Annotated in this window: 14 protein-coding genes; 2 read left to right on the plus strand and 12 right to left on the minus strand. The window is 68.2% G+C overall.

Translation table 11 applies throughout. The features are described from left to right. Window positions 1-6: 6 nt before the first annotated feature. From ACLHG5_RS09765 to ACLHG5_RS09780, 4 genes are all read right to left on the minus strand, one after another. Window positions 7-330, minus strand: coding sequence for a chorismate mutase (locus ACLHG5_RS09765; RefSeq protein WP_411316976.1), 324 nt, complete (start codon window positions 328-330; stop codon window positions 7-9). Between the two features lie 95 nt (window positions 331-425). Beyond that, window positions 426-842, minus strand: coding sequence for an organic hydroperoxide resistance protein (locus tag ACLHG5_RS09770; RefSeq protein WP_411316975.1), 417 nt, complete (start codon window positions 840-842; stop codon window positions 426-428). Window positions 843-900: 58 nt separating this feature from the next. After that, window positions 901-1,548, minus strand: coding sequence for a GNAT family N-acetyltransferase (locus ACLHG5_RS09775; protein WP_411318631.1), 648 nt, complete (start codon window positions 1,546-1,548; stop codon window positions 901-903). Window positions 1,549-1,625: 77 nt separating this feature from the next. Then, window positions 1,626-4,424, minus strand: coding sequence for an ExeM/NucH family extracellular endonuclease (locus ACLHG5_RS09780; protein ID WP_411318632.1), 2,799 nt, complete (start codon window positions 4,422-4,424; stop codon window positions 1,626-1,628). Between the two features lie 238 nt (window positions 4,425-4,662). Between ACLHG5_RS09780 and ACLHG5_RS09785 the strand changes: the two genes are divergently transcribed. Next, window positions 4,663-4,980 (plus strand): hypothetical protein, encoded by a 318-nt coding sequence (locus ACLHG5_RS09785; RefSeq protein WP_411318633.1) that lies wholly within the window; start codon window positions 4,663-4,665, stop codon window positions 4,978-4,980. Between the two features lie 46 nt (window positions 4,981-5,026). Here ACLHG5_RS09785 and ACLHG5_RS09790 read toward each other — a convergent pair whose 3' ends face one another. From ACLHG5_RS09790 to ACLHG5_RS09825, 8 genes are all read right to left on the minus strand, one after another. Continuing rightward, window positions 5,027-5,659 (minus strand): hypothetical protein, encoded by a 633-nt coding sequence (locus ACLHG5_RS09790; RefSeq protein ID WP_411316971.1) that lies wholly within the window; start codon window positions 5,657-5,659, stop codon window positions 5,027-5,029. Beyond that, entirely contained in the window at window positions 5,659-6,945 is a 1,287-nt protein-coding gene (locus tag ACLHG5_RS09795) for an adenylosuccinate synthase (RefSeq protein WP_411316970.1), read from the minus strand. The genes ACLHG5_RS09790 and ACLHG5_RS09795 overlap by 1 nt, the downstream gene beginning before the upstream one ends. Before the next feature lie 58 nt (window positions 6,946-7,003). Continuing rightward, window positions 7,004-7,516 carry a hypothetical protein gene (locus ACLHG5_RS09800; RefSeq protein ID WP_411318634.1) on the minus strand — a complete coding sequence of 171 codons (513 nt, stop codon included), beginning with the start codon at window positions 7,514-7,516 and terminating at the stop codon, window positions 7,004-7,006. Continuing rightward, window positions 7,513-8,895: a signal peptidase I gene (locus tag ACLHG5_RS09805; RefSeq protein ID WP_411318635.1), complete on the minus strand. Its 1,383-nt coding sequence runs from the start codon at window positions 8,893-8,895 to the stop codon at window positions 7,513-7,515. Before ACLHG5_RS09805 ends, ACLHG5_RS09800 begins: the two co-directional genes overlap by 4 nt. Before the next feature lie 10 nt (window positions 8,896-8,905). Further along, window positions 8,906-9,535, minus strand: coding sequence for a SipW-dependent-type signal peptide-containing protein (locus tag ACLHG5_RS09810; RefSeq protein ID WP_411316967.1), 630 nt, complete (start codon window positions 9,533-9,535; stop codon window positions 8,906-8,908). A gap of 6 nt (window positions 9,536-9,541) precedes the next feature. Continuing rightward, window positions 9,542-10,252 (minus strand): SipW-dependent-type signal peptide-containing protein, encoded by a 711-nt coding sequence (locus ACLHG5_RS09815; RefSeq protein ID WP_411318636.1) that lies wholly within the window; start codon window positions 10,250-10,252, stop codon window positions 9,542-9,544. Between the two features lie 206 nt (window positions 10,253-10,458). Continuing rightward, window positions 10,459-10,878 (minus strand): DUF3151 domain-containing protein, encoded by a 420-nt coding sequence (locus ACLHG5_RS09820; protein ID WP_411316965.1) that lies wholly within the window; start codon window positions 10,876-10,878, stop codon window positions 10,459-10,461. 37 nt (window positions 10,879-10,915) lie between these two features. Further along, a complete protein-coding gene (locus ACLHG5_RS09825; RefSeq protein ID WP_411316964.1) occupies window positions 10,916-11,638 on the minus strand; it encodes a TrmH family RNA methyltransferase in 723 nt (240 codons plus the stop codon). 7 nt (window positions 11,639-11,645) lie between these two features. Between ACLHG5_RS09825 and ACLHG5_RS09830 the strand changes: the two genes are divergently transcribed. Next, on the plus strand, window positions 11,646-12,446 hold the full coding sequence (locus ACLHG5_RS09830) for an HAD-IIA family hydrolase (protein ID WP_411316963.1): 801 nt from the start codon (window positions 11,646-11,648) through the stop codon (window positions 12,444-12,446). Window positions 12,447-12,472: the final 26 nt, after the last annotated feature.

The raw sequence follows: 12,472 nt of genomic DNA on the forward strand, positions 1-12,472 counted from the left end.
TGTCGCCTACTCGTGGGTCTCGATCGTGCCCGTCGAAGCGATCTGCTCGTGGTGGTGGATGACCTCCGCGACGATGAAGTTCAGAAACTTCTCCGCGAACGCCGGGTCGAGGTGCGACTCTTCGGCGAGCGCACGCAGTCGGGCGATCTGAACCGCCTCACGGTCGGGGTCGGACGCCGGGAGCCCGGTCGTCGCCTTGAGCCAGCCGACCTCCTGGGTGAACTTGAACCGTTCGGCGAGGAGGTGGACGAGCGCGGCGTCGATGTTGTCGATGCTGCGACGCAAGCTCAGCAGCTTCTCGGTTCCGTCGACAGGGTGGGGTGAGCTCATGCTCCCAACCTATTGCGTCGGCCAGACGCCCGACAGGCTCAGCGACCGGGTGGGGTCACTGAGCCTGTCGACAAAGCTGCTCTCGTCGAGAGGACCTACTCGACGATGGAGAGCGCGACGTCGATGTTTCCGCGCGTCGCGTTCGAGTACGGGCACATCTGGTGCGCTCCGTCGAGAACCTCCTGGCGGCGGTCGGCCGGAACACTCGGCAGGTACACGTCGAGCTCGACGGCGAGCTTCATGCCCTCGCCCTCTTTGCCGATCGAGACGCTCGACGACACGGCGGCCTCGGACGTGTCGACCTTGAGGCCGCGACCGACCGCGTGAACCGCGCCGAGGAAACACGCGGCGTATCCGGCGGCGAACAACTGCTCGGGGTTGGTGCCGTCGCCGGACCCACCCATTTCTTTGGGGGGACGGGTGTCGAAGTCGAGACGGTCGTCTTCGGAGCGGACGTGGCCGTCGCGGCCGCCTCCGGTTGCGTGGGCAATGGCCGTGTAGAGAGTTTCCATTGCCTCAGGCAACCACCGGAGTCTGAACGCCAGCCGCACAAAGGATCAATAGCGAAAGTCAGTGTGTCGGCATCGTGCGGAACAACACGGGTCTCCCCGCGTGTGCCGCCAAGCGCTCATCGAGAAGCGCCCTCACGTGCGGCCAGTCGTCGATGATCACGGAGAACATCGCGCTGTCGCGGAAGCTGCCGTCGGCGCGCACCATGTCGCGGCGCACGATGCCCTCGAACGTGGCTCCGAGCCGCGAGATGGCGGCGCGAGAGCGAGCGTTGAGAGCATCCGCCTGAATCTTGACGCGACCGAAGCCGTGGTCGAACGCGAGACCGAGGAGGAGCCTCTTGGCTTCGGCGTTGACGGCGGTGCCCCACACCCGCGGGTCATAGGCGGTCCAACCGATGTGTGCCGACTCGTTGCGCTCGTCGAAATCGCCGAGCGTCGTCGTGCCGACCACGTCGTCGGCGTGCGGGCCAGACGAGACCACGACGACGTAGACGTTGTTGCGACCCCACGAGTAGTAGGTCTCCGCCCACTCCACGAACCCTTCGAGGGTGTCGCGATAACCCGCGGGCCCACCGCCGTATCCTGCGGCGAAGACGATCGGGTGCCCGATGGCGGCGTAGAGGGCGGGCAGGTGGTCACGCGTCATCGGTTCGAGACGGATGACGGCGCCGACGAGGGTCTGCAGGGAGGGGGTGCGCGCGCTCACGTGACGATTCTCGCAGCCCCCCACGCCGAATGGCGCCCCGTGCGGGACGCCATTCGGTGGTGCGGTGCGGTGTGGTGCTAGTCGGTCTGCCGCGTGCGACGTGACGCCATGACCGCGAACAGGCCGGCGAGCAGCATCAGCAGCGCGATGACCGCGGGGACCACGCCGTCGGCACCGGTGTAGGCGAGCGAGCCGTCACTCGAACCTGAACCCGAACCCGAACCCGAGCCGGCGGTGTCGCCGTCGGGGCTCACGCCCGAGTCGTCGGGAGTGGTCGGGTCCGTCGGGTCGGTCGGGTCGACCGGAACCGTCGGGTCCGTCGGGTCGACCGGATCCGTCGGGTCGACGGGCTCCGTCGGGTCGGTCGGGTCCGTCGGGTCGACCGGCACAACCGCGGCGGCGATCGAGAGACCGACGACGATCGGGTCGTGGTCGGACGAGCGATACGGACCGTCCTCGTAGAACAGCGTCGCGTTGTAGTTGTAGCGGCTGTACTCGAGGGCGATCGCCTCGACCGAGTTGATGTTCCAGATGTCGACGTCGTTCACGTCGGCCACGGCCGCGGCGTTGCCGAAGATGTGGTCGAGCGAACCGATGGCACCGTCGAACGAGTAGGTCTCCTTGCCGGTCGTCGCTCCGAGGCTCGCGAAACCCGCGTCGACGAGCACGTCGATGGGGTCCTCCTGGAGGTAGGAGTTGAAGTCGCCGACCAGGAAGACCCGCGCGTCGTCGTCACCCGCGGTGAGGTCGTCGGCGAAGTCGACGAGCGACACGGCCTGAAGCACGCGCGACGCGTTCGAGCCGCTTTGGCCGTCACCCTGATCGGCATCGGCGCCCGTTCCCGCCGACTTCGACTTGAAGTGGTTGACGATCGCGAGAAACTCGCTCTCATCGTCGCCGACGAGGCGGAACGATTGCGCGAGAGGCTCGCGCGCGTTCACGAAGGCGACCTGGTCGTCGAGGATGACCGACTCACCGACGGGCTCGATGACGGCGGGCTTGAAGATGAACGCCGTGCGGATGACATCCTCATCGAGCGGAACCGCGTCGGGCGAGGGCACATAGTCCCACGTGCCGGCTCCCGCCGCCGCGTTGAGCGCGTCCGTCAGCTCGGCGACGGCCTCGTCACGGTCGACTCCGAAAGCGGCCGAGTTCTCGATCTCCTGGAGACCGACGACGTCGGCGTCGAGGCTGTTGAGCGCCGACACGATCTTGGCCTGCTGGCGGTCGAGGTCTTCCTGCTCGGCTGCGCCGCGGGCGTCACACCCGGTCCGCACCGTCACGGGGTCGCCGGCACGGTCGGTGAAGTACTGGCACCCGTCGAGCTCGTCGCCCGTCGTGGAGAAGTAGTTCAAGACGTTGAACGTCGCGAGTGTCGCGTCTCCGCCGACGTCCTGCGGGGCGAGCGTGCGCGTGTTCTCGAATGTCGCGGGCTGCACGACATCCTCGTTCGCCTCGGTGAGCTGCGTGAGGGGCTGGAAGCTCCACGCATCGAAGCGGTAGTCGAGCACCACGGGGGTCTCGAAGGTCACGGCCGCACCGATGCGCACGGGCTCGGTCGTCGACAGGTACGGGAGCGGGATGCCCTTGTTGGCCTGCGAGTTGAAGTTGACCGTCGAACCGTCGTCGAGCGTGATGATCGCCGCCTGGTTCGCTGCGAGCGCCTCGAAGTACGCCGGGGTGCCCGGATCCACGACAGCCGTCGGTTGCACGAGGGGAGAGTCGCCCGCGGTCAGCACGATCGAGCCGTAGAAGTTGGTGTCGTAGTTGTCGGTGACCGTGAAGTCACCCGTCGGTGCGAGGAGCATGCCCTCGAGCGACTCGCGCTGCACGGCGTTCGGGGTCACCTCGACGACGGCCGGAACCGGGGCGTCGACGGTCTCGGTGAGCACAGTCAGGCCCCCCGTGACGACGGAGATCTGCGTCATTCCGAAATACTCGTCGACGATGCCCGTGACCTCGACGTAGCTCCCGATCGTCGCCTGGGCGACGGTCTGGGGCGAGTAGACGAAGATCGCGTCCGACGCGTCGTCGAGGGTCGCACCCGAACCCGGGGTCTGGATGTAGTAGCCGTCGAAGCCGCCCGTGGGGTAGCTCGCGGTCACGACGCCACGCGTCGTTACGGCCTCGCCGTCGAGAGCGCTCGCGGTGCCGGTGCCCTGGATCGCGTCGATCGCGATCGGGTCGGTGGCGACGGGAGGCTCGGGCTCGGGCTCGGGCTCGACCGAACCGGCTTCGCCGGCTGCGTTGGTCGGAGTGGGCAGCGCGGTCGTGAAGTCGGCGCTGTTGACGTCGGTATCGAGACCGGCGGCGCGGTTGAGCGAGGTCGTGAGGGATGCCGCAGTGGCGACCGAGGTCTCGAATGTGTTCGATGTCCCGTAACCGAGGAGATCGGTGACGAGCGAGTTTCCGACGATCGACCCAGTCGGTGGAGCCGTGAGTGCCGTGGCCTGGTCCGCGAGGAAGAGGGTTCCTGCGGTCCCCGAGAACGAGACGGTGGTCGTGATGTCCGGGGTCGGGAGCGGGGCGCCGTTCGTGGAGTTCGCCGTGCCCTGAATGAGGTAGTAACCACCCGCGGGGATGGAACCCGAAAGAGCGAGAACACCGCTGGGGTTTGTTGTTCCCGTCGCCGAGCGGTACTGCAGCGACATCCCGTCGAGGCTGATGGCCGCGTCGGTGGGGTTGTAGAGCTCAACGAACTTGTTGAGGTACGACGCTCCGGCGCTGCCGCCGTTGAGGTAGGCCTCGTTGATGACGACATCGGTGCCGGCCGTGTTGGCCGACGCCGAAACCGCCACGAGGGGGCTGGCGACGAGGGCAAGGGCGAGAGCGCCGACGAGACCGGCCCTCCGCGATTTGCGCGTTGAAGAGTGCATAAAAGGAAGGTCTCCTGACATCCGTCATGGATGTGTGTGCTCGAAGGGGACGGCCGCGATCGCAGCCTCAATCAACCTACGTGAGGCAATGTGTCGAGCGGGTTAACACCGGGCGAGCAGTGGGGTCGACCGCCTGCCACGTAGCGGTGTCGAGCGGTGTGCGCAAGGGTGCGCGGCCCACCGCCCCCTGGGCCAAGATGGAACGATGCGCGAATTGACCTATGCCTCCAAGTCGTTTGTGACCACGGACGAGATCACCGACGCTCTGCTCGACCTCGTTACCGCCATCGACCGGCGAGACCACTCCGAGGCCGTGTGCGTGCCATCGTTCACCCCCGACGGGAAGCTCACCGAAGCGCTCATGACCCTCGACGCCGGCAGCGAGGTCGTGGCCATGCCCGTCGACGTCGACATCGACACGGATGACGACACCCGCGCGGCGATCGCGGCGGCGGTTGAAGACATCCGCTCCCGCATCAACCGCAACACCAAGGCCACCGAGGCCAAAGCGATCAACGACGCCTACGATCACGGCGTCGACCTCGACGAGTTCTAGTCGAGGGCGAAGGCGCAGGCCGAGAGGCCGGGCCCGCACCGGATCGCTACGGGAGCGTCACCGACGCGAGCACCGATGCGTTGGTGGCGTCGCGCTCAGCCTGAGGGGTGTCGGGATTGCTGTGGATGAAGATGAAGATGTCGAATTCGTCGTAGCGCACGCCGAACTCGTGAACCCAGCCGTCGAAGAGCGGGTCGGCTCCGGCGATCTGGTAGAAGGTCTGACCTCCGGCCACGACATCGGGCAGTCGCTCCATCGGTTGCCCGCTCTCGGGGCTCTCCACTCTTTCCGTCGCGAAGACGTCGAGGTCGGCGTCGCCGAACGGGCTGTACTGATCGACCTCGAACCGCAGGATGTTCCGGAGGTCGGCGGGAAGAGCGGTGAAGCCGCCGTCGGGGTCGCGAACGGCGTCGTCATCGGCGTACCCCTCGGGGGCGCGAATAGTCATCTCCCCCGACGTGAGCTCGACGGTGAACTCCGGCCCCGTAGCCGGGTCGACGGCAGGCGCCGCGGGCTCTGACGGCTCGGGCGACGGTGACGGCGACGCAGACGGCGAAGACGGCGCAGCGGATGGTGCGGGGTCGGCCGTCGTCTCCGAACCGGCGCCACATCCCGCAAGAACGGCGACGCTCCCGACCACCAGTGACGTGAGTGCGAGGCGACGTGCGACGGCGCCCATCAGTCGAGCAGGTCGTGGCGCGCGATGATGGCGTCTCGGCCGGGGCCTACGCCGATCGCCGAGATGCGGCATCCGCTCATCGCCTCGATCGCGAGAACGTATTTCTGCGCGTTCTCAGGCAGGTCGCCGAACTCGCGCACCCCCGTGATGTCGTCGCTCCAGCCCGGGAACTCCTCGTAGATGGGCTTCGCGTGGTGGAAGTCGGACTGCGAAACCGGCACCTCGTCGACGCGCACGCCGTCGACCTCGTAGGCGACGCAGACCGGAATGGTCTCGAGCCCCGTGAGCACGTCGAGCTTGGTCATGACGTAGTCGGTGACCCCGTTGATGCGCGCCGAGTAGCGCGCGATGGGTGCGTCGTACCAACCGGTGCGGCGAGGACGACCGGTGGTCGTGCCGAACTCGAAACCGGCGGCGCGCAAGAACTCGCCGGACTCGTCGAAGAGCTCGGTCGGAAAGGGGCCGGCGCCGACTCGCGTCGTGTAGGCCTTGACGATGCCGATGACCCGTTCGATGCGTCCCGGGCCGATACCGCCACCGGTCGCCGCGCCGCCCGACGTCGAGTTGCTCGACGTCACGAACGGATAGGTGCCGTGGTCGACATCGAGCATGGTCGCTTGGCCACCCTCGAAGAGCACGGTCTTGCCCTCGTCGAGCGCCTCGTTGAGCAGAAGCGACGTGTCGGCGACCATGGGGCGCAACCGGTCGGCATACGACAGCAGGGTCTCGACGACCTCGTCGGCGAGGATCGCGCGACGGTTGTACACCTTGACGAGCAAGTGGTTCTTCTGGTCGAGAGCCGCCTCGACCTTCTGCCGCAGGATGCCCTCGTCGAACAGATCCTGGATGCGGATGCCCACGCGGTTGATCTTGTCGGCATAGCTCGGGCCGATGCCGCGCCCGGTCGTGCCGATCTGCTTCTTGCCGAGAAAACGTTCCGTCACCTTGTCGAGGGTGCGGTGGTAGTGCGTGATGACGTGGGCGTTCGCGCTCACGCGGAGCTTCGAGACATCCACCCCGCGCGCGATGAGGGCGTCGAGTTCGTCGAACAGCACCTCGATGTCGACGACGACCCCGTTCGAGATCACGGGCACGACACCGTCGGTGAGGATTCCGGACGGCAAGAGGTGGAGGGCGTACTTCTGGTTGCCGATCACGACCGTGTGGCCGGCGTTGTTGCCACCGTTGAACTTGACGACGTAGTCGATGCGGCTGCCGAGGAGGTCGGTCGCCTTGCCTTTGCCCTCGTCACCCCACTGGGCGCCGATGATCACTACTGCGGGCATGGCCGCTCCTTCTGTTGCGAAAGGGGTACACGCGAGTCTATCGAAGGTGTCCGTCAACTCAGGTGTTGCACGACCATCCGCCCAGAATCGTGATTCGCACGTTTCGGTCGAGCGTCGAGGTCGATGACCATGTCCACTGGTCCCCCGACGCGATCGTTGTGACGCGGGCCGTGTAATTCCCCTCCCCGAGCAGCCCCCCGAGCAGGTCGGCGTTGATCGTTCGACTGAGTGTCGTCGCTGGGGCCGTCGTGGAGTAGACAGGTGTCGACCCGGCCCCGAAGAGCTCCACTCGAAAGGCGGTCGGCGTAATCCCTCCCGACGGGGCCCTCCACGTGAGAGTCATATTCCCGAAGAAATTGGTGCTGCATCCGATCACTGTCGGCGCACCCACCAGCCCGAGCGGCGGGTTGACCGTCGCAGCCGTGACCGTTCCTCGTGCGAACTCGGAGTTCGTGAAGTTCGCCTCGACGGGCTGGGGCGCCATGGCGGCACCCGCCACGAGCACGCCTGCCGCGCCCAGCGCCGCGAGTCGGGCTCGCCACGATGGCATGCTCGCGCGCTCGGTGCTCATCGGTCTCTCCGCGGTGCCCGTTTGCGCAGCACGGTGGCTACGGCGGCGACGCCGAGCCCCGCGGTGATCGCCCCGAAAGCGAGAAGCGCGCCGAACCGCGGGTCGGCGCCGGTCCACGCGAGCGATCCGCCGCTCGCCGACCCGAGGTCATCTGAACCTCCTCCGCCCCCGCCGGGACTCCCGCCCGCGCCATCCTGCTCCGGGTCCTGCCCAGCCGAACCGCTTCCGACCCCCACCCTGTCGCCCTCCGCCCACGCGTGGATCTCCACGTCGGCGCGCACTCCGTTCTCGTGTCCCGTGGCGTCGCGGGAGACGACGACCCGCAACCACCGCTCCTCGTTCGACGACATCACGCCGAGCACCTCGACCTCGCTCGACACGACGGGTGCCTCCGGTTGCAGAACGACTCTCTCTCCCGAGCACGCGTCGTCTTCCCACTGCCGCGAACACGCCTCGATGAGGTGCGAGAACACTCCCGGTTGCGACGACTCGAGCGCGACCCCGAACGTGACCGGCACGGGATGCGGGGGTGCCGCCTCGACACCGACGGTCCACACCACCGAGGCACCGACATCCATGTTCGTCATCGCCCTCCGGTCGCTCACGGTCGTGAGGGTCAGAAACTCCCCGGAGATGCGCGCGACACTCACCGACCCCGGAGCGGCGCTCGCACCTGCCGCCGGCACACTCGCCGCGGTCGCCATGGCGTTAGTCTGCGGGGTCGCGAGAGCGAGCCCCGTCGCGAGCCCGAGCACGACGACCGTCGACCCACCCAGTCGCGCTCGCGAGTCGCGGTGCCGTCGGGGTGCGGATGCCTCGACCCCGACATCTCGGGCACCCGCGCGCCTGGGCCAGAACGCCCAGGTCACGAACGCGGCCGCTCCGGCGGTGATGCTCCCGAGCACCACGGGGTTCGAGAACCACTGCACCGTGTAGGCGAGGTGCGGCACCGACCAGAGCACCGATCGCACGGAGCTCACGGAGTAGGGGGCGGGGTCGTCGGTCTCGTTCGCGTCACCGCGCATCGTGATCACGCGCGTCGCGCCCGGCTCGACCGCGCCGTCGGACACGCTCGTCACGCGGTGCGTGACCGGCAGCTCGCCCGGTCTGTCGACCGTCACGACGTCGCCCAAGGCGATGCTCGACGCGGGCACCTCGCGCACGACGGCGAGTGACCCCGTCGGGATCGTGGGAGACATCGACCCCGTCTTGAACATGATGAGCGTGATGTCGAAGACGACGCCGAGCACGACGAGCGCGACGCACAGCACACCCCCCGCGGCGAGCACGTTGAGCAGCCCACCGGCGAGCAGGCTCGCGACCGATCGCCGCTGCCTCCTCGCCCGGTGGGCTACCGGTGCCCCTCGTCGACTCGCCACGCGGTGCCGGCTAGGTGGAGGTTCCGAGAAGCTGCCACGTGGGCGTGGCCGACGTCCCCTGGAACGTGTTGGCGGTCGTCGACGGGAGTGTCACTTGGAAGCAGAGTTGCACGGGTGTCGCCCCCGCCGCAGCGATGGGAATCGAGGTTCCCGCCGTCGTCGCCGTCAGCGCGGTTCCCGGCGGGATGATCGTGGTCGTGCTCGCGCCGAAGGTCGCGGCCGTGCATCCGCCCGTCGCCGGCACCACGCGGATGCCGTAGGTGAGCGCGGGAGCGAGCGCGCCCGTCGACACCGGGGGTTGCACGACGATCGTGCCGGCGGTGCTCGCCGACTTCGTGCGCACCCAGAACCCGGCGTGGGTCTGCGCGCTCGGCGTCATGGCACCGACCGGCGGGCTGAAGGTGAGCGCCGCAGCCGACGCGGATGCCTCGTGGTCGCTGTATCCGGTCGTCGACGACGTCGTGCTGCCCTCGATCTGGAACACGCTCGCCGTGATCGTGGCACTCGCGTATTCGCTGTCGTTCCACGCGGCGAGCGTCGCCGCCGTTCCTGCGCTCAACACGAGCCCGCCGACCGCGAGCGCCCGCGCGCGCAACCACCACGACCTCGTCGTCGACCGCTCCCGGTGTGGGGAGACCATCGTGGCCTACCCGTCGACGGAGGTGGCGGTGAACTGCCACGTCGACGTCGTCTCCACCGACTGCTCGAGGTCGTCGTTCGCGGTCACGACGATGCACAGCTGAACGGCAGACCCGGCGTCGTCGACCGTGGCACCCTGGGTCAGGTCGACGGTGTCGCTCGCGACGGCCGCGTTCGACGTGAGGTCGGCACCCGACGCGATGGGGGTCTCCCCCGCGACGGCGGCCGCGCCACACGGCGATCCCGACGGGATCGAGTAGATGTCGTAGCTCAGGTTCTCCTCGTTGCCGACGGCGGGCGCCGTGGGCACTGTCGTCGCGATGGACTCGACCGCGAGGGTGGCGTCGACGGTCGTGCCCGCGGCGAGCCGCAGCCAGTAGCCCGAATAGACGACGTCGTCGGGAGCCAGGTTGTCGAACGGGGCCGTGAAGGTCAGGGCCGCGGCGTCACCGGGTTCAGCGTGGTCGCTGTAGGGACCGGCGGCGGTGACCTCGTTGCCCTCGAGGTTGAACGACCCCGAGGTGAAGACGCCGGTCGCGAACTCCGAGTCGTTCCACGCCGCGAGGGTGATCGCAGCGCCGACGCCGAGCACGAGCCCGCCCGCGAGCACGGCCCTCGCGCGCGGTCCCCGGCGGTGGGCTCGCGGCGACGGGCGCGTCGCAGAGAGGGCGGCGCCGGTGTCGGTGTCGGTCTGTGATGGGTGCAGAGATGTGGTCACGGTGGATCCCCCCGATAGATGGGGACCCCCGCCCCCGCGCTCAAACGATGAACCGCTCCACCCAGTGAAGCAACCCCACCAAACGCGAACGTGCCGTCGACGCTAACAACGCCGTCGACGACAGTCGATGCTCGGGGCCACGGGGATCGTGAAGTGCAGTAGTCGGCCGGGAGGTGGTGCGTAGATCGCGGTGACGGGCGCGGTAGCTAGCGCCGTTCGGCCTCGATCTGCGCCGCGGCGGTCGGGTCGGAGTCAGTGATGAGGGCGCCGAGTCGCTCGACCTCGCTCGATTCACCGATCGCCTCGGCGGCGCGGCGGAGCGCGTAGAACGCCCGCAGCACCCCGCGATTGGGTTCGTGCGACCACGGCACGGGACCGTGACCCTTCCACCCGGCTTTGCGCAGCGCGTCGAGCCCGCGGTGGTAGCCGACCCGCGCGAAGGCGTACGACTCGATGGTCTTTCCGGCGTTGAACGCGTTGTTCGCGAGCAGCGCCCACGCGAGCGGCGACGAGGGATGTGCGACCACGACGTCCTCGGCGTCGAGACCCGTGCTGGCGACGGATGCCGCGACCTCCGGGTCTTCGGGAAGGAGCGTCTCTGCGGGGCCGAGGAGGTTGTTGGTCATTCCGCTACGGTACTCCGCGGTCAGGCGAGGGAGCGGGTCAGCGGGGAAAAGTCACGTGCTGCAGCACCCACGCGTGCATCGCGACCGCCGCAGCCGCCGACGCGTTGAGGCTGCGGGTGGACCCGAACTGGCTGATCTCGACGACCGCGGACGACGCCCGCACCGCGGCATCCGAGAGTCCGGGCCCCTCCTGCCCGAACAGGAGGATGCACGCCGACGGAAACGCGAAGGTCTCGATGATGACGGAGCCGGGCAGGTTGTCGATCGCGATGACCGGGATGTCGCGCTCGCCCGCCCAGGCCACGAACTCGTCCACCGTGTCGTGGTGCACGATGTGCTGGTAGCGGTCGGTGACCATGGCCCCGCGCTTGTTCCAGCGGCGGCGACCGATGATGTGCACCGCGTCGGCCCCGAAGGCGTTCGCGCTGCGCACGATCGACCCGATGTTCATGTCGTGCTGCCAGTTCTCGATCGCCACGTGGAACGGATGCCGCGACTCGTCGAGGTCGGCGACGATCGCGTCCATGCGCCAATAGCGGTAGCGGTCGATGACGTTGCGGGAGTCGCCGCGCTCGAGCAGCTCGGGGTCGTAGCGCGCATCGTCGGGCCGCTGCCCCACCCACGGCCCGAGGCCGTTGGTCGTGAGCTCGACGCTGGGGTTCGCTCGAGCGTCAGGGGGGAGGTCGGTCACTGGTCGAGGGTACCGGCTGGGCCGCTGCGAGCCGTGACAGGGCGCGGCAGGAGGCCGGGTCGCTAGCATGGGCCCCATGAGCAAACGCGAAGACATCGAATGCTGGCTCACCGACATGGACGGCGTGCTCGTCCATGAGAACCACCCTCTGCCGGGCGCAGCCGACCTGCTGCAGCAGTGGCGCGACAAAGGCAACCCGTTCCTCGTTCTCACCAACAACTCGATCTTCACCCCGCGCGACCTGAGCGCCCGGTTGAAAGCCTCGGGGCTCGACGTGCCCGAAGAGTTCTTGTGGACGTCCGCCCTCGCGACAGCCGACTTCCTCGCGTCGCAAGCACCGGGCAGCTCTGCCTTCGTGATCGGCGAGGCCGGACTCACGACGGCCCTGCACGAAGCCGGATTCGTGATGACCGACACCTCACCCGACTACGTCGTCGTCGGGGAGACCCGCAACTACTCGTTCGAGGCGATCACGCGCGCGATCCGGCTCATCCTCGGCGGGGCGCGCTTCATCCTCACCAACCCGGATGCGACCGGCCCGAGCGCCGAAGGCCCCATGCCGGCGACGGGCGCCGTCGCGGCACTCATCACGAAAGCCACCGGCATGGAACCGTATGTCGTCGGCAAGCCGAACCCCATGATGTTCCGCTCGGCGATGAACAAGATCGGTGCGCACTCCGAGAACACGGGGATGATCGGCGACCGCATGGACACCGACATCGTCGCCGGAATCGAGGCCGGGCTCCACACGATCCTCGTGCTCACCGGCATCAGCGATCGCGCGGAGATCGAGCGCTACCCGTTCCGCCCGACCGAGGTGCTCGACGGCGTGATCGACCTCGTCGACACCGAGCCGTACCAGACCGACCTGCTCTGACAGCGGACTGGTCTGACACCGACGCC

The organism is Marisediminicola sp. LYQ85, from assembly GCF_046600695.1.
GTDB lineage: Bacteria > Actinomycetota > Actinomycetes > Actinomycetales > Microbacteriaceae > Marisediminicola.

What these genes read in the sequence shown, in the direction of transcription:
- ACLHG5_RS09820 (WP_411316965.1), bottom strand. Translation starts at nt 10,878, where the DNA reads ATGACCAACAACCTCCTCGGCCCCGCAGAGACGCTCCTTCCCGAAGAC.
- ACLHG5_RS09830 (WP_411316963.1), top strand. Translation starts at nt 11,646, where the DNA reads ATGAGCAAACGCGAAGACATCGAATGCTGGCTCACCGACATGGACGGC.
- ACLHG5_RS09765 (WP_411316976.1), bottom strand. Translation starts at nt 330, where the DNA reads ATGAGCTCACCCCACCCTGTCGACGGAACCGAGAAGCTGCTGAGCTTG.
- ACLHG5_RS09800 (WP_411318634.1), bottom strand. Translation starts at nt 7,516, where the DNA reads ATGAGCACCGAGCGCGCGAGCATGCCATCGTGGCGAGCCCGACTCGCG.
- ACLHG5_RS09795 (WP_411316970.1), bottom strand. Translation starts at nt 6,945, where the DNA reads ATGCCCGCAGTAGTGATCATCGGCGCCCAGTGGGGTGACGAGGGCAAA.
- ACLHG5_RS09790 (WP_411316971.1), bottom strand. Translation starts at nt 5,659, where the DNA reads ATGGGCGCCGTCGCACGTCGCCTCGCACTCACGTCACTGGTGGTCGGG.
- ACLHG5_RS09825 (WP_411316964.1), bottom strand. Translation starts at nt 11,638, where the DNA reads ATGCTAGCGACCCGGCCTCCTGCCGCGCCCTGTCACGGCTCGCAGCGG.
- ACLHG5_RS09770 (WP_411316975.1), bottom strand. Translation starts at nt 842, where the DNA reads ATGGAAACTCTCTACACGGCCATTGCCCACGCAACCGGAGGCGGCCGC.
- ACLHG5_RS09780 (WP_411318632.1), bottom strand. Translation starts at nt 4,424, where the DNA reads ATGCACTCTTCAACGCGCAAATCGCGGAGGGCCGGTCTCGTCGGCGCT.
- ACLHG5_RS09810 (WP_411316967.1), bottom strand. Translation starts at nt 9,535, where the DNA reads ATGGTCTCCCCACACCGGGAGCGGTCGACGACGAGGTCGTGGTGGTTG.